The organism is Corynebacterium sp. ACRPS, from assembly GCF_022346005.1.
In the GTDB taxonomy this organism is placed as follows: domain Bacteria; phylum Actinomycetota; class Actinomycetes; order Mycobacteriales; family Mycobacteriaceae; genus Corynebacterium.
This window is the reverse complement of record NZ_JAKRMY010000011.1, coordinates 53463-78741: the sequence shown is the minus strand read 5'-3', so window position 1 is coordinate 78741 and position 25279 is coordinate 53463. Positions and strand designations below refer to the sequence as shown.

Below are 25279 nucleotides of genomic sequence, written 5' to 3'. Positions count from 1 at the left end.
TTTAGGCATTTCCTCCCAATGCATCGAGGGGGTTGGCTTTGGCTACGCGGCGGGTGGAGACCAGGGCACCGGCCATGCCCAGGATCCAGATGCCGACCGCGGGAACAATGATGGTGCGCACGGATACGTCGAAGGGAACGGTGCCGGAGGCCAGCAGGCCAAGCAGCCAGCCGACGAACGCGCCGAGGATGGTGCCGGCGGCCAAAATCAGCGCGGCCTGGGCCAGGGCATCGCGCAGCAGATAGCGCACCGAGGCGCCCAGGGCGCGCAGGATGGAGAGATCGCGGGTGCGCTGGAGGGTCCACACCGTCAGGAAGGCCACGGTGACCAGCGCGGAGATGCCGTAAAGGAAGCCCTGCATAGTCAGCAACGAACCGCGTTCGGACTGATAAGCGGGCAGGCCGGAGAAGGAATCGGACATCTCGACCGAGCCGGGGACCTCTTCGGAATGGAGGGCAAGCGTGCCGACCACACCCTCTGGGGCGTGGCTTACCTTCTGCCAAGTCTGGGTAGATACCCATACCACCGGCGAGTGGGAAAACTGCGTTTCGGCAACGGTGCCCTCTACGGAAAGGTCTACCCCGCCGATATTCACGGTGCCGGAGGCATCAATCGTGTCAGACAGGACGGCGCCATCTTCCGGGATGGTGGCTTTGGTATTAGGGATGGTCGTACCGGCCGGCAAGCCCATCACGCCTACCGCGCCCTCGCCCTCCAATTTGGTTTGCGCGGTGCCCAAGGCAATCGCCTCGCCGGAAAGGTCTTCCTCTTTGATCTCGGACTCGTTATAAGCGGGCTCTTCAGTAGAAAAGCTGACATAGGGGTATTCCTGCGCCACGGCCTCAAGCGCCGAGGTATTTTGCTTGGATAGGCCCTCCGTCAGGCCGGAAAGCATCACCAAGAGCAGGGTAATAAGCGCCACGGTGCGGCCGATGAGCCCGAAGCGGCCGCGCGCTGCGGTGATTTCACGAATAGCTAAGAACATACTTCTATAGTCCCTTTGCGCAGGTCAGAAGTAATCGGCGGCCTAGTTGAACCTCCAGTCAACCAACTGGTTGATCCCTCATCCACCCTCCGGCAGATACTGTAGGAAATTGTGTTTTCTGGACAGAAATTATGGCTCTGGGGCCTGCACGCCATGTTCGCGTTCCTGCTGCTTTTCGGCGTGGCCCGCGCCTATATCGATGACCGCTTGGACGCCCGCGCCATCCTTTTGGCCATCGGCCTAGCCGCGGTGTACGCGGCCGCGCGCTGGATTCCCACCTGGCTCTGGCTCACCGGGCTGTGCCTGCTCTGGTTGGGGCTCATGGTCCACGCGCAGGATTTCATGTGGCTCGAGTTCCCGCTTATCTTCGTTTTCCTGCGTGCCTTGCCCAAGTGGCCAGGGCTTATCTCCATCACGGCGCTATGGGCGGCGGCCGCCTTCATTCCGGCGTGGCTGCATCCGGATGGCTGGTCCATCGCCGCGGCCATCGGCCCGCTTATCGGCACGACCTTTGCCGCGGGCGTGTTTTATATCCAGCGCCGCTTGCAGGCGGAGGCGGCGCACCACAGGGACATCGCCAAGCAGCTGCAAGAAACCCAGGCCGAGCTGGCCGCCAGCGAGCACCAGGCCGGGCGCCTGGAAGAGCGCGAACGCCTGTCCCGGGATATCCATGACACCGTGGCCCAAGGGTTGAGTTCCATCCTGTTACTCTCACGCGCCGCCCGGAATACCGATGACCTAGAGACCAAGAACGAACAGCTCGCCGTCATCGAGGACACCGCGGGCGAGAACCTGGCCGAGGCCCGTCGCTTCGTCCGCGAGCTCGCCGGTCCCGATGAGCGCCTGGAGACTCAGTTGGATTCCATCCTGTCCCAAATGCGCCGACACACGGAGGCTTTGGGCGAGGACACCACCATTGACCTCGTCGTTTCCGGCAGCGGCAGCGTGCCCAGCGATATCAAGCAAGTGGTCGTGCGCGCCGCGCAGGAGGGCCTTAATAACGTGATCAAGCACGCGCACGCCTCCCGCGCGGTGGTCACCCTGGGCCTTTTTGAGGATGCGATTACCCTGGACGTCGTGGATAATGGGCACGGTGTAGTTGAGCCCCCGCGCCACGGCGGCGATAGCGGCTTTGGCTTGCAAGGATTGTCCCAGCGCGTGGAAAGCGTCGGTGGCTCCCTGAGCCTCGAATCCGGCGACGGCACCGCCCTTGCCATCAGAATCCCCCTCAAGGAGCAGCCCCATGGTTAATGTCATGCTTATCGATGACCACCCCGTCGTCCGCGCCGGGCTGCGCGCGATACTGAATACCTTTGCCGATGTCCGCGTGGTCATGGAAGGCGATAACGGCGCGGACGTGGACAAGCTCTTTACCGATGATGCCCCCGAAGTCGACGTCGTGGTCTGCGATATTCAGATGCCGGGCGTCGATGGCATCACCGCCACCAAGAAGCTGTCCGAGGCCGGCGGCCCGCCCGTGCTCATACTCACCACCTATGACACCCAAGCCGATATCTTGGCCGCGGTCGAGGCTGGCGCGATGGGCTACCTGCTCAAGGATTCGCCCGAGGAAGAGCTACACGAAGCGGTGCTCAATACCGCCGCACGCCGGCGCACCCTCGCCCCTGAGGTGGTCAACCTCTTGGCCCAGCGCGTGGGCCAGCCGGAGCAGTCCCTCTCCACGCGCGAGCTGGAGATCCTCCGCGCCCTTGCGACCGGCTCCTCCAATAAGGAGCTGGCCAATCAACTCTTCATTTCTGAGGCCACCGTGAAAACACACCTCATTCACATCTATCAAAAGCTGGGCGTAGACACCCGCACTGCCGCGGTAACTGTGGCCCGCGAAAGGAAACTGATTTAATGCTGGACTGCATCGTTATCGGCGGCGGCCAAGCAGGTTTAGCTACGGGCTATTACTTGCGGAAAAAGCGCCTCGATTTCCAGATCCTTGATGCCGAGCCCTCCCCCGGCGCGGCCTGGCGCCACGCGTGGCCATCGCTCACGTTATTTAGCAATAGCGCGTCTTCCAACCTGCCCGGCTTGCCGATGCCCCACCACGACGGATTTCCGCCCGCCAGCCACGTCATCGATTACTTCACCCGCTACGAGCAACGCTATGACCTGCCCGTACGCCGGCCGGTGCGGGTCCAGGAAGTCACCCACGATGGCGAGCGCTTTCACGTCACCACCGATGATGAGCACCTCACCGCGCGCACGGTGGTAGCCGCCACGGGCACGTGGTCTTCCCCGTTTGTCCCCTACTACCCCGGCGCTTTTTCTGGCCGGCAATGGCACTCGGCGGTATATCCTGGGCCCGATCCTTTCCAGGGCGAATCCGTCGCCGTCGTTGGGGCAGGTAATTCCGGGTCCCAGATAGCCGCTGAACTCGTGCTATCCGGAGTAGACACCACCTGGTTCACGGCGAAGCCGCCACGGTGGATGCCCGATGATGTCGATGGCCGCGTGCTCTTTCAGCGCAACCGCGCCCGCCTCAACGCCATGATGCGCGGCGAGCCCGACCCAGGCGCAGATACCAACTTGGGCGATATCGTTGTCGTTCCTCCCGTAAAACAAGCCCGCGATGAGGGCCTGCTCGAGGCCTCCCCCATGTTTTCTAACCTTGATGAGGTAGAGGCGGATCACCTCATCTGGTGTACCGGATTTCGCCCCGCGCTAGGCCCTTTCCGCGAGCTTCTCGATGGCCGCACCCCCACCGTAACGGGCCTTTTCCTCGTTGGTTATGGCACGTGGACGGGCCCGGGGTCCGCAACGATTACTGGGGTGAGCCCCTTTGCCAAGCAGACCGCGGGGGACATCGCCAAGCTCTGCTCCCCCGACCTTTAGCTGCCCAAAAATGGTTGCATCACAATTCACGTATCATGGTGAGCATGAGCACGCTACTTGTTACCCGTAACGAAGATAAATCCGTCACCACCTCCTTTGAGGAAGGGGAATTCCTCGGCGAGGGTGACCTGACCGTTGACGTCTCTTATTCCTCGCTGAACTACAAGGACGCGATGGCGATTACCGGCGATCCCGGCGTCGTCCGCACCAACCCGCTGGTGCCCGGCATCGACGTGGTCGGCACCGTATCCGAGTCCAACGTGCAGCGCCTGCCGGTGGGCACCCTTGTTGCCTCCTTCGGCGATGGCCTTGGTGAATTCCGCCACGGCGGCTACACCCCAAAGCAGCGCGTCAATTCCCGCGCCACCGTTGCCCTCCCCGCAGATTTCACCGCGGAACAGGCCGCTGCCGTTGGTACCGCTGGCTACACCGCGGCGCTGTGCGTTAACTCGCTGCGCGGGCTTCCCGAGGGCCCCGTCCTCGTCACCGGCGCCACCGGCGGCGTCGGTTCCATCGCCGTCAACCTCCTGCGCAATGCCGGCTACGAGGTCCACGCCATGACCGGCCGCCCCGACGATTACGCCAACTACCTCCACGAGCTCGGCGCGCACGAGATCATTGACCGCTCCGAATTCACCGAGCCGGGCAAGCCCCTGCAAAAGGCCATCTACGCCGGCGCCGTAGACACCTCCGGTTCTCAGGAGCTGGCCAATGTCCTGGCCCGCACCAAGTGGGGCGGCACCGTTGCCGCTACCGGTATGGCCAGCGGCCCCGACCTGCCCGCCACGGTCATGCCCTTCATCCTGCGCAACGTGCACCTTGCCGGCGTGAACTCCGTCGATGCCCCATTGCACTACCGCCAGAATGCTTGGCAGCTCCTCGCCCGCACCTTGGACCTGTCCATCCTGGAGTCCTTGACCAATACCCTTCCCCTGGAAGATGCGGTAAAGGAAGCGCAATCGCTCATCAACGGCAGCCACCACGGCCGCACGGTGTTGAAGATTTCCTAAGGTCTTAGTCTTTAGGACCTACAAATAGGCAGGCACCCCGTCAGTGACGGGGTGCCTTTCTTGTGCGATCGACTCCTTGGGTTCTAGGTATCGCCCGTTAAGCTGCGCATGATTTTTCTGGAGATGAAACCCAACTGCTGCAATTCCTCACCCGTCAATACGGATACCACCTTGTTATCCACCTTCGCGGTATGGCTCTCCAGTGCTGTAGCGAATGCTTCCTCGCCTACTTTCGTCACTGTGACTTCAATAGCTCGGGGTCCTAGTTCCTCCGCGTGCCGCCTTGTCACCAACTTGCGCCCCTCCATCCGGACCAGTTGTCGGTGCAACCGCGACTTTTCCCACCCCAGTTCCGCGGCCAACTCATGCGGCCGGGTGCTCTGCCCACGGCGGCGCTGCAGGACGGCCAACACCGCATAATCGGCCTCGCTCACATTCGCAGTTGCCTGCAGCGCGTTGGCCAACTCCTTATGCAGCGCCCGCTGCATCGCTACGAAGTCCGCCCACGCTGCACTTTCTTCTGGGCGCACAGGATTCCCCCTTAGGCTTTGACTTAAATAGCATTATATAATGCGCAGTTGATCACTCAACCGACAATTGAGCGGAGCGGTTGTTCCATCAACCCCCACCATTTATTAAGGTGCGGGATTTGGACTTCCAATCATTCATAAGTGCCATATTTTTGCCAATTTAAACGCATATACTTTGCTTTTCCTAAGCTATTTATTGGTCCTGACGGTTTCTGGATACCATCTATCATTAGGACTTAATAAGTACCTATCGGCCGGATTTCGAGCCGGCTGCGCCCCCCGTCGGGTAGGCGGCTGTCTATGATGGCGGGCATGGATAAACTTTTTAGCGCCTGCGGATTCGATTTCCTGGACACGGAAGAACTCATCGCGGAGCTTCCCGCAGACCGGACCCTGTGGGATGCGCCTGCTTTTGATCAAGTGCTCTACTATGCGGATCCCTCTGGCATCGCCGTCACGGCGATGGAGTACGAGGGGGAGTGGACCGTATTGCCGTCGTTCCGAGGCGGGGAAGACGTTGAGGCAACGCTATATCGCGCCATGCCATTTATTGGCATCTTAAAAATGGAAGATTTCCGGTGGGCAGTGCTTAGCGATGCCCCCTTCACGCTTCCCACCGGCAACCCCGTGGGCGGCGAAAAACTGCGCGGCCGCGTGCGGCCCGCAGTCGTTGCGCTGGACTATGAATTAACGGAACCGGCGGAGTTTTCGCTGCGATCCCCAGCGACTGAACGATTTTATAAAAACTACAAGCCCAGCCTGCTCAACCCGCAGGTCGAGCTAGCTGGCACCGTGAATAACGTCGAGAAAAAGACCAATGAATTTGGGGGAGGGGAGTACTGGGTATGCGAAATCGATGGACTCCCGCTCATCGTTGATGCCCCAGTTGAGGCGGGCCAGGGAATCCGGGCGCACGGCATAGCGCTCTGCGCCACGGAATACTGGGATTAACCGCCTCGCTGCTAGGTAGAGGCAGCTCCTAGTGTTGCGGAGCTGCAGGTACCAGCGCTAAAAGGCGATCGAGGTAGTCCCGCACGAAATCGATGGTGCTGGGCGGCTCGATCTTTCCATCCTCGCCGATGAGCTGGGGAGAATTGCCCAAGAATACCTCGGGCTGACCGGGCATCGGCATGTCAAAGTAGGACAAGGCTAGGCGCACATTCTTGTGGGAAGAATAGCCACCCATGCGGCCGACGGAGTGGCTGATGATGCCAGCTGGCTTATTCTTCCAGGCGACATCGGAATTGGGCTTGGACCCAATATCGATGGCATTCTTTAAACACGCCGGGATCGTCCGGTTATTCTCGCTGGTGACGAACAAAATGGCATCCGCTTCCTTAATTGCGTTGCGGAAATCGGTGTACTCTCCCGGCGTGGGTTTATCCTCCACGCCAGAATCGTCGTAGTCGAAATCATAAAGCGGGAGTGTGCGCAGGTCATAGCGCTGGCACTCTACGTGCTCGGGAACGAGTTCAATGGCATGGTTGGCGATCTTCTTCGCAATGCTTTCCCGCCGCAGGCTGCCAACGAGTACAAGAAGTTTCATGATGGGTGTCCTTTCGTGTGGAGACTTGTTGGTTTTTAGAAATCCCAGTCGGCATCGGAGGTCTCTACGGCTTTGCCGATGATATAAGAGGACCCCGAACCCGAAAAGAAGTCGTGGTTTTCATCCGATCCTGGCGTGAGTGCCGCGAGGATTTTCGGGTTGACCTGGCATTCCTCGTACGGGAAGAGGTTGGGATAGCCCAGATTCATCAGGGCTTTATTAGCGTTGTAGCGCACGAATGTAGCGACATCATCCATAAGCCCGTATGGTTCATAGAGCTCGCCGGAATAGCGCATCTCCAGGTCATAGAGCTTGCGCACCAGGTCAAAGGTGAATTCGCGCATTTCTTCGCGGCGAGCGTCCGTGGCGTGGTCGAGTCCCCGCTGGAACTTGTATCCGGAGTAGTAGCCGTGGACCGCCTTATCCCGCAGGATGAGCCTGATCATGTCAGCGGTATTGGTCAGCTTCCCGTGCACGCTAAAATGCAGTGGTAGATAGAAGCCGGCGTACAGCAGCAAGGAGGACAAGAGGGTAGAGGCAACCTTGCGCTTTAGTGGGTCGTCGCCGTAGTAATGCACCATCACACTGGTCGCGCGCTGCTGCAGCACTGGGTTATCCACGGCCCACGCATAGGATTTTTCGATCTCTTCGGTGCTGGCCAGGGTAGAAAAGATGGAGGAATAGCTCCGCGCATGCACGGCCTGCATGAAGGCTATATTGGTATAAACGGCCTCCTCATGTTCCGTCCGGGCATCTTGAATCTGGCTGATTTCGCCCACGGTGGCCTGCACGGTATCCAGTAGCGTCAGGCCGGTAAAGACGCGAATGGTGAGATCGCGCTCGGCTGGATCCATGCGCGACCAATCGTTGCGGTCATTGGAAAGCGGGACCTTCTCCGGCAACCAGAAATTCGAGGTCAGGCGGTTCCACACCTCTAAATCCTTATCATCCCAGATGCGATTCCAGTTCACTGGGCGCAACGGGGTGGAGGCATCGTGGCGAAAATGCGGCGGGGTTTGGGATCGCTCAATGAGCTCTTGATATTTCATCGGTACTTTCTCTTTTCTTTGTCTTCGAGGCCCTAGCCGTCAGGCAATGGACGCGTGGGCGGTGGGGTAGAGGTGGTGCGCAAAGAAGTCCTGCAACCCCTCCCGTACGCGGGCAACATCGCGGTCGGTACCGAGCAGCTCAAAACGGTAGAGCTCAGGCACGCCGCACTTTCGGGCTATCTGTGGCCCGGCGCAGCAATACGCTTCACCAAAATTGGTATTTCCAGAGGTGATGACGCCGCGCAGGAGTGCGCGATTTTCCGGAACGTTGAGGAATTGGCGCACCTGCACCGGAATCGCCGCCTTGATATTGCCGCCGCCGTAGGTCGGGACGATGAGCACAAAGGGCTCGGTGACATAGAGCATTCCTTCACGCTTCGGCCGCAAAGGAATGCGTGCCGCTGGAAAGCCCAGCTTGTGGACAAAACGGTGGGTATTTTCACTGACCGAGGAAAAATACACAAGATTAGCGGCGGTCTTAGTGCCGCAGGGTGGCGTCGAGGCTGTAGTCATCTCGCTCCTTAGTGGCTGCGCCGAAGCGCACTTTCTGCTTCAACTACAGATCTAACGTACTTTTAACTACGCCGCAACTAATCACCATTGACATGCGCAAATACTCCCCTTCTTTCAGAAAAGAAGGGGAGAGGGGGGGAAGGAGAGTTACATGCGCACCCACACGGCGCGGGCTGCGTGGGAGCTCAAAGAAAACGCCGCGGAATGTTCATTCTGGGCATGCTCGTTCTGGTTGCCCTCTACGCGCACGGCCATCCCGCCGGAATAGGGTTGGCTATCCCGTACGCTCACGGCAGCGCCGATGGTCACGTTATTCTCGCTGAAAAAGCGCAACAGATCGGCGTCTGCATCACTGATGCGGTCGACTACACCGGCCTCACCGGGCTCCAGATCGCTGAGTTTGCGCAGATCCCCTGGCTCGGACGCGGGGCTCGCGGCATAGTCCGCGGGATAGTCACCCGTGGCGCTGGGGATGGGGTCTCCATGCGGATCGCGGCTCGGAAAACCCAGTTCAGCGTCTATGCGCTCCAGAAAGAAATCGGAGACGCAGTGCTCCAATTGCTCAGCCTCCGCGTGGACCTGGTCCCAGCGGTAGTGCAGGGATTCCACCAGGAAAGTTTCAATAAGGCGGTGCCGCCGCACCATGGCAAGCGCAAAGGCACGCCCCTCGGTACTCAGCCCGATGGCACCATACGGCGTATGGGTGACGAGACCCTTTTTCTCTAGCCGCCGCACCGCATCCGACGCGCTGGAGAGCCGAACGCCTATGTGCTGGGCGAGCATCTTTACCGTTACGGGATCGTCGTGCCATTCGCCCAGCTTAAACAGGGCCTTGAGGTAGTCCTGATTGGATGGCGAAAGGCCCGAGACGTCCACGCTCATTGGTTACTTAACCACCAGGTTCACCATCCGGCCGGGAACGTAGATCTTCTTCACCACGTTCTTGCCGGAGGTAAGGTCAGCCACCTTGGCATCGGCAAAAGCGGCCTCGAATACGGCGTCTTGGTCAGCATCGGCCGCAACGTTGATGCGGGATTTAACCTTGCCGTTGATCTGCACTGGCACCTGGATCTCATCATCTACCAGGTATTTCTCCTCAAAAGAGGGGAGTGGCTCGTAGGTGATGGTCTCATCGTGGCCAAAGCGCTGCCACAGTTCCTCCGCAATGTGCGGGGCGATGGGGGAGACCAGCTGGGTGATGGGCTCCACCGCCGCGCGCGGTGCCTCGGTGCGGTAGGTCTTGGTCAGGTAGTTGACGTACTCGATGAGCTTAGCCACGACCGTGTTCAGGCGCAGGTTCTCATAATCATCGCGCACGCCCGCGATGGTGCGGTGCAGCTGCTTCAGGTCATCCTGGGTGAGCTCGGCATCGGTAGTTGCCACTTCACCGGTGTCCTCATTGATGGCCAGGCGCCACAGGCGCTGCAGGAAGCGCTGCGAACCGACGACGTCCTTGGTCGCCCACGGGCGGGAGGTATCCAGCGGGCCCATGGACATCTCGTACACGCGCAGGGTATCGGCGCCGAAGTCGCGGCAGATATCGTCCGGGGCCACGGCGTTTTTCAGGGACTTGCCCATCTTGCCGTATTCCTGGTTGACCTCTTCGCCGTTGTAGTAGAACTTGCCGTCCTTTTCCTCTACCTCGGCCGCAGGGACATATACGCCGCGGGAATCGGTATAGGCGTAGGCCTGAATATAGCCCTGGTTGTACAGGCGGCGATACGGCTCCTGCGAGCTGACAAAGCCCAGGTCAAAGAGCACCTTGTGCCAGAAGCGGGCGTAGAGCAAGTGCAGCACGGCGTGCTCGACGCCGCCGACGTACAGATCCACACCACCCGGATCGTTTTCACCGTGCTCGTCTGGGCGCGGGCCGGTCCAGTAGCGCTCGTTTTCGATATCGCAGAAGGCCTCGCTATTGCGGGGATCGATATAGCGCAGCTGGTACCAGGAAGAACCCGCCCACTGGGGCATAACGTTGGTATCGCGGTAATAGGTCTGCGGGCCATCGCCTAGGTCCAGCTCTACCTCTACCCAGTCGCGGACCTTGGCCAGCGGCGGTTGTGGCTCCGAGTCCTTATCTTCAGGATCGAAGGAGGCCGGCTTGTAGTCTTCCACCTCGGGCAGCTCCACCGGCAGCATCGACTCTGGCAGCGGGTGGGCCATGCCGTCCTTGTCGTAGACGATGGGGAAGGGCTCGCCCCAGTAGCGCTGGCGGGCGAAGAGCCAGTCGCGCAGCTTGTACTGAATCTTGCCGCGGCCGGAGCCGTCCTTTTCCAACCATTCGATGGCCTGGGCGATCGCCTCCGCCTTATTCAGGCCATTGAGGTCCAGGCCCTTATCGTTGGCGGAGTTTACCAACGCGCCGTCCTCGGTCCAGGCTTCTTCCTCGATATTGCCGCCGGAGACGACCTCCGTAATCGGCAGGCCAAAGGCCTGGGCAAACTCATAGTCGCGCGTATCGTGCGCGGGTACCGCCATGATGGCGCCGGTACCGTAACCGGTCAGCACGTAGTCCGCGATGAAGATCGGGATGCGCTTGCCGGAGACCGGGTTGGTGGCATAGGTGCCCAAGAATACTCCGGTCTTTTCCTTGTTTTCCTGGCGCTCCAGGTCCGACTTTGCTGCGATATCCGCGCGGTAGGACTCGACGGCTTCCTTCGGGTCATCGTTGCCGTAGGTCCAGCGCTCATCCACGTCATCGTCGTAAGGAATGGGGGACAAGAGGGCATCGACAAGCTCATGTTCCGGTGCCAAGACCACGTATTCCGCGCCAAAAAGCGTATCTGGGCGCGTGGTAAACACGTCGATGCCGTAGCCTTCCGCGGGGAAGGTTACCTCCGCACCGCGGGAGCGACCGATCCAGTTGCGCTGCATGGACTTGACCTTCTCCGGCCAATCCAGCAGCTCCAGATCATCGAGCAGGCGATCCGAATACGCGGTAATGCGCATCATCCACTGGGACAGGTTCTTGCGGAATACCGGGAAGTTGCCGCGCTCAGACTTGCCCTCCGCGGTGACCTCCTCGTTGGCCAAGACGGTACCCAGGCCCGGGCACCAGTTCACCGTGGAGTTGGACAGGTACACCAGGCGGAACTCATCGACGGCCTGGGCCTTTTCCTGCGCGGACAAGTCCTCGTAGTAGCGCCCGTCCTTGGTGGTGCGCTTATTGGCCTCCAATTCCTTGATGAGCTCAGCAATGGGGCGGGCCTTTTGCTGCTCTTCATCGAACCAAGAATTATAAATCTGCAGGAAGATCCACTGTGTCCATTTAAAGAACTCAGGATCCGTGGATTCCACCGAGCGGCGCGGATCGTGGCCCAAGCCCAGCATGCCCAGCTGGCGGCGCATGTTGTCGATATTGGCCATCGTGGTGGTCCGCGGGTGCGTACCGGTCTGAATGGCGTACTGTTCGGCCGGCAAACCGAAGGCATCGTAGCCCATGGTGTGCAACACGTTCTTGCCCAGCATGCGGTTATAGCGGGCGTAGGTATCGGTGGCGATATAACCAAACGGGTGCCCCACATGCAGGCCCGCACCGGAAGGGTAGGGGAACATGTCCTGCACATTGAGCTTTTCCTTGGGCAGCTCGCCCGCACCCGTGGCTAGCGAACCGACCGGGTTCGGCGCGTTAAAGGTCTCGTGGTCCTTCCAATACTGCTGCCAAGTCTTTTCGATCTGGTTCGCCAGCTCAGGGGTGTAGCGGTACGACGTGGAATCGCTCGGTTTAGTCATAAACACACAGTGTAATAGCCCCAGCCCGGCGCGGGGTAGGCAGAGGTGGGTTTTGCTTCACTAATCCGGCACCGGGCTGGCACTCTGGCGGTGACGAAGGGGGAGTGGGGCAAGGACTAAGGCCCGCCACGAGATGTTCCGGCGGTGTTTAGGAGCTATTAACGCCCAGTTCCTTTCATGGTTAAACCACGCCTTTATCTTCAATTCAAGGCTTTGCACCCAGCTATGTCTGGGTTACTTCTCTCTTGCTCGCAAAGCCACCATCTCTTCATCTCTCACTTCCACAAAGGACAATTCATGCGCACCTCTCTCCGCATTGGCGCCGCTGCCGTAGCCGCAACCGTGGCTACCGCTGGCGCAATTGCCCCAGCCACCGCCGCCGAATCCCAGGGCCCAAAGAACATCATCTACATGATTGGTGATGGGATGGGCTACGGCCACGTGGCATTTAATAACCTCTACGAAACCGGCCAATCCAAGTACCTGGTCGATGGCGCATTTAGCGCCGAAGGTCCAGAAGAACTCGACGGCGAATCCGTGCAGCGCTTCGAAGACTTCAACCGCCTGTCCATGACCACCTACCCAAATAACTCTTCCTATGACCCACAAAAAGCGTGGGCTAGCCATGAGTACGTGGATAAGGGATACACCGATTCCTCTGCTGCCGGCACCGCCATGTCCACCGGCGTGAAGACCGATAACGGCAAGCTGGGCGTGAACGATTACGGCCACGAGCAGGAAAACACCTCCGAGCGCGCCAAGAAGGCCGGAAAATCCGCCGGCGTGGTCTCCTCCGTGCCGTTTAGCCACGCCACCCCAGCTGCCTGGGCCGCGCACAACATTTCCCGCAATAACTACCTGGAGATTGCGGATGAGATGTTCAACTCTGATCTTGATGTCATCATGGGTGCCGGCCACTCGTTCTACGACGATGACAATAAGAAGAAGGATGAGGCCAAGTACAAGTACCTATCTGAAGAGGTCTACAACAAGCTGTCTTCCGGCGAGTCCGACTGGAACTACGCCGAAACCAAGGAGCAATTTGAGGCCTTGGCCCAAGGCGAGGTCGCGGCGGGGGAGAAGTACTTCGGCCTGGCGCCTGTGGCCTCGACCTTGCAGCAGGGGCGCACCGGCGAGTCAGCGGAGCCTTTTGACATTCCGTTTAACGATGTCGTGGATCTTCCCACCATGACCACCGGCGCCCTCAACGCGCTGGGCCAAAATGACGAGGGCTTCCACGTCATGATCGAAGGCGGTGCCATCGACTGGAGCGGCCACGGCAACCAATCTGCCCGCGATATCGAAGAGGTACAGGACTTCAATAAGTCCGTCGATGCCGCCATCGACTGGGTAGAAGAAAACTCCTCCTGGGACGAGACCCTGTTGGTGGTTACCGCTGACCACGAAACGGGATACCTCTCCGGTGCCAATGAGCGCTCTGAGGGCAAGTTCAACTCCATGAACGGTGGCGGTAACAACACCTTGCCCTCTGGCCACCAGTGGTACTCCACGCAGCACACCAACCAGGTCGTCCCATTCTTCTTCCAGGGTGCTGGCTCGGAGGCCCTTCGCGCGAAGGCCACCCACACCGATCCTGTGCGCGGTGACTACATCGATAACACCACCTTGGCCAAGCTCACCTTGAATGAATGGTGGATCAAGCACGATGACCAGGGCGGCAACGACCAGGCAGACGATTCTGCATCCGATCAGCCCGGCAACAATGACAACGGCGATGACGGCTCTTCCAAGAGCGGGCTCCTCGCCGGCATCGCGGGCGCCGGTATCGCCTCGCTGGCCATCGGGGCCATTGCCTTCTTGGCGCAAAAGCTGGGCATCATCACCATCAACCCGAATGCGTGGCGTAACTTCTTCCACTAATCCACGCGATTAATCGCGCGCGAAGGCTTTCATCACCGGCGGTGGTGAAAGCCTTTTTGGCCTCTGCCTGCAGAATCCACATCTTTTCAAAAATGATCTAGGCTGGTGTAAATGAGCCAGGAGAAGTTTCGTAGCCAGCTATCATCTTTTCTAGACGCGGCGGTTTTTCAGGGGGTCCCGCATCTTCGCCTCGCGCCGGATACCGATACTTTAGAGCTTTACCTGCCAGCCGTGGGCGCGGCCTATGAACCAGAAGACCCGCAATGGACCGTGGCCACGCAGCTATTGGATGGTACGGAGGTCACCCGCAAGTTTTATTACGTCGCCGGTGAAGAACCTGGCCTGTGGGTTTCCATGCCACAGCCCTTTACCCACCTTGCCGTAACGTTTGCGGAGCAGACCCTGGAGTTTGCGGGTATTGCCAATGGCGGCCTGCTGCTCGATTCCGCGCACCGCCCCGTCGATAGCACGCAGCCCATCCCGCAGGGCGCGTACACCTTCATCGCGCCGAACGGCACGCAGCTAACACCTACCCCGGATAGCCAGCCGCGCCCGCATGGCGCGTGGGAAGGCTGGTCCATCTTTGAGCTAGCGGCAGAAGATTCCTTCTCCATTGCTGTGCCGCGCCAGGACAAGGCCACCATCACCGTTGCGGATAGCGCGGATTTTTCCTGGGATATGGCGGTCAAGTCCCTGCCCAACGCGCGCGGGCTGGACGGCGAGCTGGTGTACACGAAATCCCCGCGCCTCTTGGTCAATACCCCACTTCACCTGCAGCTGACCTATGTCCCCATCGGTGGGGAAGAGGAAGAAATCTTAGAAGATGAGCTGCCGGAGGGAATCCATGAGGTTCTACCCGGCGACGTCTTCGAAGACCCCTGGGTGGGCCGGTATCGCTTTAGCCTGTTTAAGGGCGAGGAGCTTGTCGATGTCCACTATCTCAACTTTGCCGAAACGCTCCACATGCGCTCCAAGAACGAGGGGCCCCGCGGCACCAACTTCCGCTTCATCGACGCGCTGGGTAACCTCTCGCCGTTTAGCTATGCCCTGGCCTCGTCTTCCGATAAGCCCATTCACATGGAAAAGGGCCAACGCGTATTTGGCGAAGACGAATCGGTGCGCGAGGAGACCATCAGCAGCGAGGCCGGCTACGAGCTGACCTTTGAGGTCATTCCGGCGACCATCCGCACGCGCGTGAAGCGTACCGCGGCCGAGCCCGTGGATTATATGGACAAGCAAGTCATCCTGGCGGATCAGCTGGATGCGGATGCACTCTTTACGGTGCACTCACCGGAGCCGCTGCCGCTGGCGAAATTCGTGGTCATTGATAAGAACCAGAAGATCCGGGATCTCGTTACTGCCAATGGCTCGACGGAGGCGACCAATACTCTCTCCGTGCCGAATCGCGCGCTTAAGGCCGCGCTGACCAAGAAGTCCTCGCTGGAGCTCTACCTCCTGTGGTCCACGCTGTCCTACGAGGAGTACCTGGAGGGCCTGCCGGATAAGGAGCGCGCGGCGCACTTGAAGCGCAGCATGGACCGCCGCGTGATGGAATACGAGGCAACCGCGGCAAGCGACCTTATCTATGCCGCCATCGCCACGGTGCGCAAGACGCCGCTGGTCGCCCGCGCCACTATCGAAGACGGCATTCTTATGCCCGAGCAAACCCACGAGGAAGAGGTGGAGCTTTTGGCTTGGGCGTGGCCGCTTGGCAACCCCGCCAGCGAGCCGCTGCCCTTGGAGCCGGTTGAGGAGGGCTTCGAGCTGCCGGAGGAATTGCACGAGGCGGGCGATCTCATCGTGGACTTCCGCGAGGATGAACCGGCCAGCGATCTCGCCGCCCCGCAGTACCCGCCGGCGAGCTCGCTTATCATCTTCCACGATGGCGAGAGCGAGAATACCGCCGGCACGTGGGAGACCTATGCCGCCCTGCGCCGCCTTGCCCCCAAGGCCAAGGAGACCTTCGAGGGCGTTATCAAGGACATCGAGGCTGATCCGCGCGCCAGCCTCGATGCGCTCATGCAGGTGGACTTCGCGCGCGGCCAGCGCATGCGCGCGTTGGTGCGCACGGGCCTGATTACCAGTTCCTTTAACAGCGATGGGGAAGAGGCCACGGATCCGTCTTCCGTGCTCGCCGCGCTTGCCGATGCCAACCAGGCCCACGTGGAGCACTCCGGCTCCCCCTCGCTGTGGCGGACGGCCACTACGGGCGTAGACGATGTCACCCGCCCCATGCTGCTCATGAGCGCCACCGGCGAGGCCCCAACGCCCGCTACTGACAGCGCGCAGCTGTGCGATGACGCCCACCGCATCGCCGCGCTGCGCGAGTGCTTCGATAACGACTTGGCGCTGACCCGCCTGGGGACCATGTCCAACCTGCGCTCTACCGCGCTGCAATTGCGGGTGACGCTGCAGCAATTGGGCGTAGATAAGTCGGTATTGCACACCCTGCTCGCCCTGGACGCCTTCGGGGATGGAAACACGGATCTTGGCGGCTCTGCCTGGATCCCGTTTATTTCCTATGTTTTTGCCATTACCGCGCGAGGGGTGGCCAATGGGAAGCTCACCGATCCAGCCGTGGCCTCCGCGCTGGATAACGCCCTCCCGCAGCTCGCGGAGGCGGTTTCGCTGGCCCCGGAGCTGTTTTACCGGGATATTCTCACTGCGGAGGCACTTACCCGCGACTACAGTGACTGATATGCAGGTTATTTCCACCAACGTCGCCGTGCGCAGGCCGGATCCGAGCGGGAGGCATGAGTTTTCGGGCATCGACAAGCGCCCGCAAGACTTCATCGATATCTCCGCTCCCGGACCAAATTACGGCGATGGTTCTGGCGTGCGCGGTGATTCTATCGGCGATAGCGATCACCACGGTGGAAGTGACAAGGCGGTTTATGCCTATGCCCGCGAGGAATTGGATTATTGGGAGGATTCGCTGGGCCGCACGCTGGCTTCAGGGTCTTTTGGGGAGAACCTCACCACGCGCGGTATTGATCTCTCCGCGCTGCTTATCAATCAACGCCTCCACATCGGTACGACCACGCTCGAGGTCTCCATACCCCGCCAGCCGTGCGCTACCTTTTCCGGCTGGGTGCAGGAAAAGGGCTGGCTCAAGCGGTGGACCGCGCGCGGTGATTGCGGCGTGTACTTCCGCGTCATCTCGCCCGGGCGCATTTCTGCGGGGGATGCCATCACCCGCGGCCCCGCTCCCGCGCACGATATCACCATGCGCATGGCATTTGCGGCCAAGATGGGGGACCGAGCGCTGGCCCGGCGCGTGGTCGATGCCAAGTGCTTGCCGCCCCAGCACGCAAAAAAGCTCCGGGTATAAACCCGGAGCCAAAATTCATTGCGCCTTTAAGCCGGCTGCGTGCCCTCTGTGGCGCTGACGACGGGCGCCTTCGCCTTGGGGTAGCGCCCGTGGACCATGTAGTAGTACACCGCCGCTACGGCGATGAGGCCGGCCAGGATGAGGTACATCGTATCGAAGCCGGTGGCGCTCACGATGGGGCCAAGCCCGAAGGGGGCGAGGCCGATGCCGAAGTCCATCAAGAGGAACATCGTGGAAATACCCGCGCCTATCTGGGCGGCCGATACAGAGCGTACAGAAATGGCCTGGCAGGCGGGGCTTAGCGTGCCGTATCCCATGCCCGTAAACGCACCCGCGACCACGAGCATCACGTCATTGCTGGGAAAGCCCATGATAATAAGGGCGATGGCGAAGGACACCAGGCCCAGGTACATGACCGAGTTATCGCCTTTGTGGTCCTGGATGCGGCCCAAGAAGAAGCGCATGATGAGCATGACTACGGCGTAGCCGATGAAAAAGAGGCCGGCGCCGGCGGCCAGGTCCTCTTCGCGCGCATAGGCATTGAGATAGGTGACCACACCGGAGTAGGCGATGCCCACAAGCAGCATGAAAAAGCCGATCGGCAACACGTTGGGGTGCACCGCGTTGCGCAGCTTGAAGGCCGGCTTTTCCTCATCGAGCTCCGCCGGGTAGCGCAATACGAGCGCCAGCACGAGGGAGACGATATTGGAACCTAGGGCGACCGCAAAGAGGGTGTTATAGCCAATATTATTGGCCAAGAACAAGCCCACTGCCGGGCCGAAGGCGGTGGCAAGGGTGGTGCCCAAGGCGAAGTAGCCGGTGCCTTCCGCGCGGCGCTGCTGGGGGATGACGGATTGCGCGACGGCCATCAGCGCCGTAGAGGTCAGCGCATAGCCTGCGCCGTGAAGCAGGCGCACCAGGATCAGGACGGCCACGTTATGCGCCACGAAATAGCCCACCGTCACGATGCTGACGAAGGCCAGCGAGGTCAGGGCGGCGTGCTTTTGCCCCACGCGGTCCACCAACCAGCCGGAGACGATGCGCATGAAGGTCGCGCCCAAAACGAAGGCGCTGGAGGCAAAACCACTGACGGTATCGGACGCCCCGAAGCTTTCGACGGCATACAGGGCCATGGTCGTCACCGTTAGGTAGAAGACAAGGAACTGGCCAAAATTAGCCACCCACGCCAATAGGAACGTGGGTGTAATCAATGGCGGCTGAGCTGCCGCTGAATTCGTTGTTGACAAGACTCACTCCAAATAAAAAATAAAAAATCCTCCCAACCGCGCACGGCCCCAGAAGGGCCGCGTGCGGGGAGAAGGAAAGCAATCACAATTATGCGGGGAGTGAGTATACGCCGCACGCACTTAAATGTTTAATCAAACACGGTTATAAGCGCGCTAAACAGTGATTGCGTTGCCGGCTAAAGGCCTAAGCGTTGGCATAAGGGTCGCGGATGCCTAGGTATTGCACGGAGGTGTATTCCTCGATACCTTCCGCGCCACCCTCGCGGCCCATTCCGGATTGCTTCACTCCGCCGAAGGGGGCAGCGGCATTAGAGATAACGCCGGCGTTGAAGCCCATCAGGCCAAACTCTAGGCCATCAGCGATGCGCCACAGGCGGTCCGAGTTCTCGGTAAAGACGTAAGATGCCAAACCGTACTCGGTATCATTGGCGATCTCGAGCGCCTCTTCCTCGGTACTGAAGGTGATAATCGGGGCGACTGGACCGAAGATCTCTTCCTGGGCGACGCGTGTTTCACGTGAAACATTGGTAATCACCGTAGGCTCGTAGAAGTATCCGGCACCGTCCCCGCGCTTACCGCCGGTGGCGATGGTAGCGCCCTTTTCTGCAGCATCGTCCACCAATGCCGCAATGCTCTCCAAAGCCTTGGACTCGACGAGAGGTCCGCAGGTAATACCTTCGTCCATACCATTGCCCAGATTGAGCTTCTCAAACTCCGCAACGAGTTTCTCAGAGAACTCCTCAGCAACAGACTCGTGGACCAAGAAGCGGTTAGCTGCGGTGCAGGCCTCGCCGATATTGCGCATCTTGGCGCCCATCGCACCCTGGACCGCTTGGTCAATATCTGCGTCCTCAAAGACAATGAATGGGGCATTGCCGCCCAGTTCCATGGAGGTACGCAGCACGTTATCGGCCGCGCCCTTCAAAAGGGTCCGGCCCACTGGGGTAGAACCGGTGAAGGAAAGCTTGCGCAAGCGGTCATCGGCAAGCAATGGCTCCGAAATTGCAGATGCAGACTTGCCGGCAACGACGTTGAGAACGCCCTTTGGAAGCCCAGCATCGATCATGGTTTGCGCAAAGTACTGCGCAGTCAGGGGAGTCAGCTTGGCCGGCTTGAGCACCATCGTGCAACCCGCTGCCACCGCAGGAGCCACCTTGCGAGTAGCCATGGCCAACGGAAAGTTCCACGGGGTGATCAGAAGGCAGGGGCCCACCGGCTTGCGGCGAGTGATCATCCGCAGCGTGCCTTCGGGAACGGTTGCGGCGCGACCGTAATCGCGCACCGCTTCCTCACTGAACCAACGCAGGAACTCGCCGCCATAAGTGACCTCGCCCTTAGCTTCCGCGAAGGGCTTGCCCATCTCTAGCGTCATCAGGGCGGCGAATTCATCTGCCCGCTCCTGTACTAGATCGAATGCTCGGCGCAGAATCTCCGCGCGCTCGCGCGGCGTGGTGCGCGCCCAGTCATCCTGCACGGCACAGGCAGCGTCGAGGGCAGCAATCGCATCGTCCGAGTTTGCGGAAGATAGCGTCGCCAGCGTTTCGCCCGTCGCTGGGTTTTCAACGTCAAAAGTCTCGCCGGAGGTGGAATCGCGCCACTCACCACCAATAAGCAATTGGGTGGGGACCTTTGCAATTACCTCGTCGATATTAATACTCACTTATCGTCACCTTTCTTGAAGATATTGACCTGCACCACATTACCCTTAACGGGCGCGAAGACCACTCATTAGATACCGATTGAATATTTTTCACTTGTTTCTTCCACGCTATAGAAATTTAGGCTAGGCTAGTGCCCATGAAGAAAATGACTACTCGTTGGTGGTGGCGCGCGTAACTCGCGGGCCTTTCTTCGCACCCCATTTTTAGGCTCGCATTCTGCGGGCCTTTCGGCGTTTTCAGTGCCTTTGCTCGCGGATACCCCGGGTCCCTCGCACTCTGTTCCTCAGTTACTCCTGAAAGGGCACTGCAATGACATACACCGCCACCCGCGATATTGCCTATTGCCGGGATGCCTCAGCGCTATTTCATAGCTTGGCGCGATCGAGCGATTCCTTGTTATTGGAAAGCGCGGATATTGAAACCAAGAAAAACCTCACGTGCCTGGCCGTGCTCGATGCCGCGGCGAGAGTGACCTGCACCGGCCAGCGAGTTCGCGTCCTCGCACTCAGCCCAGCGGGGGAGCAGCTCATCACCATGCTGTACTCGCGTTTTACAAACCGGATTGTTTCACGTGAAACCACGGAAATTGTCTTTGAGTTCTCGCCCTCCAGCGAGTCTGATGAACGGCAACGGCTCCTAGATGAATCGACGGCCGATATCCTCCGCGCGCTGCAGCGCGATCATTCCTATTCCTCGCCCTTGTTGCCATTCGTCGCCGGCGGCTTTGCCTATGACTATTTGGCCACTTTTGAAAACCTGCCTGAGGTAGGCGAGGGGCCCAATACGTTTCCCGATTATGAATTCCTCGTCGCCCAAACTGTCCTTGCGGTGGACCACCTAACGAAGACGGCGCGGGTAGAGGGCTGGGATATCGACCGAGCCCGCTTGGAAGACAGGCTCGACGCCTTGGCCGCCACGCCCATCGACGCGATAGAGAATCCGGCGCTTGACCAGCCCGTGGAGACCTTGAGGGCGACCGCGGATATTGACGATGCCGCGTTTTGCGAGCAGGTGACGCGGCTCAAGGGCAATATTGACTCTGGCGATATTTACCAGGTCGTCCCCGCTCGCACCTTCACGGTGGACTGCCCCGATGCCTTCGCGGCCTATCGCCAGCTCCGGGAGACTAATCCTTCGCCGTATATGTTCTATCTCCGGGGAGAAGGTTATGAGCTTTTCGGCGCATCACCGGAATCCAATTTGAAGTTTGACCCAGAGACGCGGCAGGTGGAGCTCTATCCCATTGCCGGAACTAGGCCCCGCGGGCTCAACCCGGACGGCACGATCAACGATGAATTGGATATCCGCAATGAGCTAGAAATGCGCACGGATACCAAGGAGTTAGCCGAGCACACCATGCTGGTAGATCTGGCGCGCAATGACCTCGCCCGCGTAGCAGAACCCGGCACCCGGCGGGTGGCAGACCTGCTCCAAGTAGACCGCTATTCACGAGTCATGCACCTGGTCTCCCGCGTGACCGCCACGTTGCACGAGGACTTCGATGCCCTCGATGCCTACCGCGCCTGCATGAACATGGGAACGTTGACCGGCGCACCCAAGTTGCGCGCCAGCGAGCTCATCCGCCAGGCCGAACACAAGCGCCGTGGCTCCTACGGCGGCGCAGTGGGGTACCTGCGCGGCGACGGCGCCATGGATACCTGCATTGTCATTCGCTCCGCCTTCGTCCACCGCGGTACGGCCGCCGTCCAAGCTGGTGCCGGGGTGGTGCACGATTCCATCCCGCAATCCGAAGCCGATGAAACCCTGCACAAGGCCTATGCCGTTCTCCACGCCATTGCCCTCGCGCACAACGCCACCCTGGAGGTACAGCGATGAATTCACCGCACGTGGTCTTGCTCGATAACCACGATTCCTTTGTCTATAACCTCGTCGATGCCCTCGCCGGTTACCGCACCACCGTCTACCGCAACAGCGTCTCCGTCGCGGAGGTGCTGGCGGCCGAGCCCGATATTATTGTCCTTTCCCCAGGCCCCGGCCACCCGCGCGATGCTGGTTGCATAATGGAGCTTATCGGTGCCACCTTGGGCACCATCCCCATCCTCGGCGTCTGCTTGGGCTTCCAGGCGCTACTGGAATACCACGGTGGCGGGGTAGGGCCGTGCGGCCCCGTGCACGGCAAGTCCATACCTATGACGCTTACCGATGCCGGCACCGCCCACCCAGTCTTCGCCGGCCTAGCCACCGATGCCGATCCCGCCCAGCCCTGCGTCCCCGGCACCCAGGTCCCCGTGGCCCGGTATCACTCCTTGGGGTGCACGCGCGTGCCAGCCGGCATGCGGGTGCTCGCGGAGACGGAGGCAGAGATCGGGACCATCGCCATGGCGGCAGAAACGGACGATGGGATGGCACTAGGGATGCAATTCCACCCCGAGTCAATCCTCTCGCCCCGTGGCCCAGACATGCTAGACCGTTGCATCCACCGACTATCGACCCATCCCACTATGGAGCCAAAGCATTAATGACGAACCAAAGCCCATTGAAAACGCTGCAAGCCTTCTTGGATAATCCCGCACCCACCGTGGAGGAGGCCACCAAGGTCTTCACCCCGGTTGCCGTGGGTGATTATGACGATATTCAGATCTCCGCGTTGCTCACACATATCCGCACCCGCGGCGAAACCCTCGCGGATATCACGGGTGCCGCCAAGGCATTCCTGAAAGTTGGACACCCCTTTCCCATTACCGGCGAGGGACTCATGGACTCCGCGGGCACGGGCGGCGATGGCGCAAATACCATCAATATCACTACGGCGGCCTCCTTGGTTGCCGCCGCTGGGGGAGTGAGGATGGTCAAGCACGGCAACCGGTCCGTTTCCTCCAAGTCCGGTTCCGCCGATGTGCTCGAGGCACTGAATATTCCCCTGGACCTGGACGTGGACCGCGCCGTCCGGCAATTCGAGGCCTCCAATTTCACCTTCCTCTTCGCTCCGGCCTACAACCCCGCAGTGGCTCACGTGCAACCGGTGCGCAAGGCGCTCGGGGTCTCCACCATCTTCAATACCTTGGGACCCCTGCTCTCCCCGGGCCGCCCCAAACTACAGATCATGGGCATCGCCAACCCCGCCCAGGGTCCCATGATCGCGGAAGTCTTCCGGGAGCTGGGGCGCACGCGGGCGCTCGTCGTCCACGGCGCTGGTACCGATGAGATTGCCACCCACGGCACCACCCAGGTTTGGGAGCTAAAGGACGGCGAGATTTCACACTATGAGCTAACGCCGGAGGAGTTGGGCATCGCCAAGCATGAGCTCAGTGAGCTTGCCGGCGGCGACGGCCAAGATAATGCCGCGCACGTGCGCGCCATATTTAATGGCTCGGGTAAGCCGGCGCACTATGACGCTGTCGTGGCATCGGCTGGGGCAATGTTTTATCTGGGTGGCACCACGGCCTCCATTGCAGAGGGCGTCGCGCACGCCAAGGGGCTCATCGATAGCGGGGACGTGGACCGCTGGCTGCGCACCCACGAGCAAGCGGAATACTAAGAAGGCCACACGAGGGAAAAGAAATGACAAAACAGAAACTGCCGACGGTGCTCGAGGGGATTGTGGCTCAGCGCCGCACTCACCTTGCCGGCATTCGCGAGCGCATCGCCCACGTAGATGTGGACAAGCTTGAGCCGTCTCGGCGTTCGCTTTTTGCGGCGCTCAATGGCACCAATCGCTTCATCATGGAGTGCAAGTCTGCATCGCCATCACTCGGAATGATTCGCGAGGATTACCGCCCCGGCGAAATCGCGCGCGTCTATTCCCGCTACGCGAATGCCATTTCCGTGCTGTGTGAGCCGGAGCGGTTCGGCGGGGATTACGATCACCTCCAGACCGTAGCCCAGTCCACGCACCTGCCGGTTTTGTGCAAGGACTTCATCGTCGATCCGGTTCAGGTCTATGCCGCGCGCTACTACGGCGCGGATGCGATTTTGCTCATGATGTCCATCGTGGATGATGAAACTTTTGCACAGCTGAAGTCCTTGGCGGATAAATTAGGACTAGATGTACTGACTGAAGCCATCACCAAGGAGGAGGTGGACCGGGCGCTATCCTTCGGGGTGGAGATCATCGGCATTAATAACCGCAACCTCCATGACTTGAGCATCGACCTCTCCCGCACCGAGCAACTCGCCGGGTACGTGCCTGACGATAAGGTCGTCGTCTCCGAATCCGGTATCCGCGATAACCACACCGTCCGGCGTTTAGGTGCCCACGCCAATGCCTTCCTCGTCGGCTCCCAACTCACCTCTCACGAGGACATCGACCGCGCCGCCCGGGATCTGCTCTTCGGCGCGAATAAGGTGTGCGGGCTCACCGCCACCTCCACGGCCCAAGCCGCCCGTGCCGCCGGTGCCCGCTACGGAGGGCTCATCTTCGCCCCGGATTCCCCGCGCAATGTTTCACGTGAAACCGCCGAGAAAATCATCGCCGCCGAGCACGGCTTGGATTTCGTAGCAGTCAGCCGCAGCGACGACCCCGCAGAGTTGCGGGCCGCGGCGGCGACCCGCGGGCTATCCGGAATCCAGTTGCACGCCCCGTTCCAGGGCAACTTGGATGGCGAGCTGGCGCTGATCGAGCGTGCCCGCGCGGTGCTCGCGGACACCGATGCCGAGTTTGTCTGGCGGGCCATCGACATGACCAACCCCCAGTGGATAGAGATGGCGCCGGAACTCGCCGCGCGTGTGGACCGCCTCGTGCTCGACTCGGGTAGGGGAGGCACCGGCCAAAGATTTGATTGGGCGTCGATCCCGGAAGACATCAAAGCTCACAGCCTCCTGGCAGGGGGCCTCAGTCTAGACAACCTGGAAGGCGCGCTCCGCGTGGGTACCGCTGGGCTCGACCTGAATTCAGGATTAGAAACGCGCCCCGGGAACAAAGACGCCGCCCTGATTTCTCAAACCTTCCGCACCATCCAATTATTCAACCAACCAGACAAGAAAGATTAA

21 protein-coding genes are annotated in these 25279 nt (G+C 60.2%); 12 read left to right on the top strand and 9 right to left on the bottom strand.

Annotated features, from left to right (window positions below):
* Nucleotide 1 precedes the first annotated feature (1 nt).
* Nucleotides 2-985 carry an ABC transporter permease gene (locus MHX65_RS07965; RefSeq protein ID WP_239269598.1) on the bottom strand — a complete coding sequence of 328 codons (984 nt, stop codon included), beginning with the start codon at nt 983-985 and terminating at the stop codon, nt 2-4.
* Between the two features lie 153 nt (nt 986-1138).
* On the opposite strand from MHX65_RS07965, the gene MHX65_RS07960 reads away from it, so the two are divergent.
* Genes MHX65_RS07960 through MHX65_RS07945 form a run of 4 tightly spaced genes read left to right on the top strand, consistent with a single transcriptional unit; the run spans nt 1139 to nt 4839 of the window.
* The gene (locus tag MHX65_RS07960; RefSeq protein WP_239269629.1) at nt 1139-2236 is read left to right on the top strand and encodes a sensor histidine kinase; all 1098 of its coding nucleotides are present in this window, start codon (nt 1139-1141) and stop codon (nt 2234-2236) included.
* On the top strand, nt 2229-2846 hold the full coding sequence (locus tag MHX65_RS07955; RefSeq protein ID WP_023016367.1) for a response regulator: 618 nt from the start codon (nt 2229-2231) through the stop codon (nt 2844-2846). Before MHX65_RS07960 ends, MHX65_RS07955 begins: the two co-directional genes overlap by 8 nt.
* On the top strand, nt 2846-3829 hold the full coding sequence (locus MHX65_RS07950) for an NAD(P)-binding domain-containing protein (protein ID WP_239269597.1): 984 nt from the start codon (nt 2846-2848) through the stop codon (nt 3827-3829). The genes MHX65_RS07955 and MHX65_RS07950 overlap by 1 nt, the downstream gene beginning before the upstream one ends.
* Before the next feature lie 35 nt (nt 3830-3864).
* Nucleotides 3865-4839: an MDR family oxidoreductase gene (locus MHX65_RS07945; RefSeq protein ID WP_023027996.1), complete on the top strand. Its 975-nt coding sequence runs from the start codon at nt 3865-3867 to the stop codon at nt 4837-4839.
* A gap of 83 nt (nt 4840-4922) precedes the next feature.
* On the opposite strand, the gene MHX65_RS07940 is transcribed toward MHX65_RS07945, so the two are convergent.
* A complete protein-coding gene (locus MHX65_RS07940; protein WP_239269596.1) occupies nt 4923-5369 on the bottom strand; it encodes a MarR family winged helix-turn-helix transcriptional regulator in 447 nt (148 codons plus the stop codon).
* Nucleotides 5370-5681: 312 nt separating this feature from the next.
* Between MHX65_RS07940 and MHX65_RS07935 the strand changes: the two genes are divergently transcribed.
* On the top strand, nt 5682-6320 hold the full coding sequence (locus tag MHX65_RS07935) for a hypothetical protein (protein ID WP_239269595.1): 639 nt from the start codon (nt 5682-5684) through the stop codon (nt 6318-6320).
* Nucleotides 6321-6348: 28 nt separating this feature from the next.
* On the opposite strand, the gene MHX65_RS07930 is transcribed toward MHX65_RS07935, so the two are convergent.
* The 5 genes from MHX65_RS07930 to leuS form a co-directional block, all read right to left on the bottom strand.
* Nucleotides 6349-6915 (bottom strand): NADPH-dependent FMN reductase, encoded by a 567-nt coding sequence (locus MHX65_RS07930; RefSeq protein ID WP_239269594.1) that lies wholly within the window; start codon nt 6913-6915, stop codon nt 6349-6351.
* Nucleotides 6916-6950: 35 nt separating this feature from the next.
* Nucleotides 6951-7964, bottom strand: coding sequence for a class 1b ribonucleoside-diphosphate reductase subunit beta (gene nrdF / locus MHX65_RS07925; RefSeq protein ID WP_023016372.1), 1014 nt, complete (start codon nt 7962-7964; stop codon nt 6951-6953).
* Between the two features lie 39 nt (nt 7965-8003).
* Nucleotides 8004-8477: a class Ib ribonucleoside-diphosphate reductase assembly flavoprotein NrdI gene (gene nrdI / locus MHX65_RS07920; protein WP_023016373.1), complete on the bottom strand. Its 474-nt coding sequence runs from the start codon at nt 8475-8477 to the stop codon at nt 8004-8006.
* A 147-nt stretch (nt 8478-8624) separates the two neighbouring features.
* Nucleotides 8625-9359 (bottom strand): metal-dependent transcriptional regulator, encoded by a 735-nt coding sequence (locus MHX65_RS07915; RefSeq protein ID WP_239269593.1) that lies wholly within the window; start codon nt 9357-9359, stop codon nt 8625-8627.
* 3 nt (nt 9360-9362) lie between these two features.
* Complete coding sequence (leuS, locus tag MHX65_RS07910) at nt 9363-12209, bottom strand: leucine--tRNA ligase (protein ID WP_239269592.1); 2847 nt, start codon at nt 12207-12209, stop codon at nt 9363-9365.
* A 297-nt stretch (nt 12210-12506) separates the two neighbouring features.
* On the opposite strand from leuS, the gene MHX65_RS07905 reads away from it, so the two are divergent.
* The 3 genes from MHX65_RS07905 (at nt 12507) to MHX65_RS07895 (ending at nt 17421) form a co-directional block, all read left to right on the top strand.
* Nucleotides 12507-14090 carry an alkaline phosphatase gene (locus tag MHX65_RS07905; RefSeq protein ID WP_239269591.1) on the top strand — a complete coding sequence of 528 codons (1584 nt, stop codon included), beginning with the start codon at nt 12507-12509 and terminating at the stop codon, nt 14088-14090.
* 111 nt (nt 14091-14201) lie between these two features.
* Nucleotides 14202-16787 (top strand): hypothetical protein, encoded by a 2586-nt coding sequence (locus MHX65_RS07900; RefSeq protein ID WP_239269590.1) that lies wholly within the window; start codon nt 14202-14204, stop codon nt 16785-16787.
* 1 nt (nt 16788) lies between these two features.
* Nucleotides 16789-17421: an MOSC domain-containing protein gene (locus MHX65_RS07895; RefSeq protein WP_239269628.1), complete on the top strand. Its 633-nt coding sequence runs from the start codon at nt 16789-16791 to the stop codon at nt 17419-17421.
* A 26-nt stretch (nt 17422-17447) separates the two neighbouring features.
* Here the strand turns inward: MHX65_RS07895 and MHX65_RS07890 are convergent, their stop codons facing one another.
* Both MHX65_RS07890 and MHX65_RS07885 read right to left on the bottom strand, forming a co-directional pair.
* A complete protein-coding gene (locus MHX65_RS07890; protein ID WP_370657797.1) occupies nt 17448-18632 on the bottom strand; it encodes an MFS transporter in 1185 nt (394 codons plus the stop codon).
* A 220-nt stretch (nt 18633-18852) separates the two neighbouring features.
* Nucleotides 18853-20328 carry an NAD-dependent succinate-semialdehyde dehydrogenase gene (locus tag MHX65_RS07885; protein ID WP_239269588.1) on the bottom strand — a complete coding sequence of 492 codons (1476 nt, stop codon included), beginning with the start codon at nt 20326-20328 and terminating at the stop codon, nt 18853-18855.
* Between the two features lie 310 nt (nt 20329-20638).
* Between MHX65_RS07885 and MHX65_RS07880 the strand changes: the two genes are divergently transcribed.
* From MHX65_RS07880 to trpCF, 4 genes are read left to right on the top strand one after another with little or no spacing between them, the layout of a single operon-like run.
* The gene (locus tag MHX65_RS07880; protein WP_239269587.1) at nt 20639-22165 is read left to right on the top strand and encodes an anthranilate synthase component 1; all 1527 of its coding nucleotides are present in this window, start codon (nt 20639-20641) and stop codon (nt 22163-22165) included.
* Entirely contained in the window at nt 22162-22809 is a 648-nt protein-coding gene (locus tag MHX65_RS07875; protein WP_239269586.1) for an anthranilate synthase component II, read from the top strand. Before MHX65_RS07880 ends, MHX65_RS07875 begins: the two co-directional genes overlap by 4 nt.
* Nucleotides 22809-23828, top strand: coding sequence for an anthranilate phosphoribosyltransferase (gene trpD, locus MHX65_RS07870; protein WP_239269585.1), 1020 nt, complete (start codon nt 22809-22811; stop codon nt 23826-23828). The genes MHX65_RS07875 and trpD overlap by 1 nt, the downstream gene beginning before the upstream one ends.
* A gap of 23 nt (nt 23829-23851) precedes the next feature.
* Nucleotides 23852-25279, top strand: a complete 1428-nt coding sequence (gene trpCF, locus MHX65_RS07865; RefSeq protein ID WP_239269584.1) for a bifunctional indole-3-glycerol-phosphate synthase TrpC/phosphoribosylanthranilate isomerase TrpF — start codon at nt 23852-23854, stop codon at nt 25277-25279.

Bases quoted from the DNA above. Each gene is read 5' to 3' on its own strand.
- MHX65_RS07965 (WP_239269598.1), bottom strand. From the start codon at position 985: ATGTTCTTAGCTATTCGTGAAATCACCGCAGCGCGCGGCCGCTTCGGG.
- MHX65_RS07960 (WP_239269629.1), top strand. From the start codon at position 1,139: ATGTTCGCGTTCCTGCTGCTTTTCGGCGTGGCCCGCGCCTATATCGAT.
- MHX65_RS07955 (WP_023016367.1), top strand. From the start codon at position 2,229: ATGGTTAATGTCATGCTTATCGATGACCACCCCGTCGTCCGCGCCGGG.
- MHX65_RS07950 (WP_239269597.1), top strand. From the start codon at position 2,846: ATGCTGGACTGCATCGTTATCGGCGGCGGCCAAGCAGGTTTAGCTACG.
- MHX65_RS07945 (WP_023027996.1), top strand. From the start codon at position 3,865: ATGGTGAGCATGAGCACGCTACTTGTTACCCGTAACGAAGATAAATCC.
- MHX65_RS07935 (WP_239269595.1), top strand. From the start codon at position 5,682: ATGGATAAACTTTTTAGCGCCTGCGGATTCGATTTCCTGGACACGGAA.
- MHX65_RS07930 (WP_239269594.1), bottom strand. From the start codon at position 6,915: ATGAAACTTCTTGTACTCGTTGGCAGCCTGCGGCGGGAAAGCATTGCG.
- nrdF (WP_023016372.1), bottom strand. From the start codon at position 7,964: ATGAAATATCAAGAGCTCATTGAGCGATCCCAAACCCCGCCGCATTTT.
- nrdI (WP_023016373.1), bottom strand. From the start codon at position 8,477: ATGACTACAGCCTCGACGCCACCCTGCGGCACTAAGACCGCCGCTAAT.
- MHX65_RS07915 (WP_239269593.1), bottom strand. From the start codon at position 9,359: ATGAGCGTGGACGTCTCGGGCCTTTCGCCATCCAATCAGGACTACCTC.
- leuS (WP_239269592.1), bottom strand. From the start codon at position 12,209: ATGACTAAACCGAGCGATTCCACGTCGTACCGCTACACCCCTGAGCTG.
- MHX65_RS07905 (WP_239269591.1), top strand. From the start codon at position 12,507: ATGCGCACCTCTCTCCGCATTGGCGCCGCTGCCGTAGCCGCAACCGTG.
- MHX65_RS07900 (WP_239269590.1), top strand. From the start codon at position 14,202: ATGAGCCAGGAGAAGTTTCGTAGCCAGCTATCATCTTTTCTAGACGCG.
- MHX65_RS07895 (WP_239269628.1), top strand. From the start codon at position 16,789: ATGCAGGTTATTTCCACCAACGTCGCCGTGCGCAGGCCGGATCCGAGC.
- MHX65_RS07880 (WP_239269587.1), top strand. From the start codon at position 20,639: ATGACATACACCGCCACCCGCGATATTGCCTATTGCCGGGATGCCTCA.
- MHX65_RS07875 (WP_239269586.1), top strand. From the start codon at position 22,162: ATGAATTCACCGCACGTGGTCTTGCTCGATAACCACGATTCCTTTGTC.
- trpD (WP_239269585.1), top strand. From the start codon at position 22,809: ATGACGAACCAAAGCCCATTGAAAACGCTGCAAGCCTTCTTGGATAAT.
- trpCF (WP_239269584.1), top strand. From the start codon at position 23,852: ATGACAAAACAGAAACTGCCGACGGTGCTCGAGGGGATTGTGGCTCAG.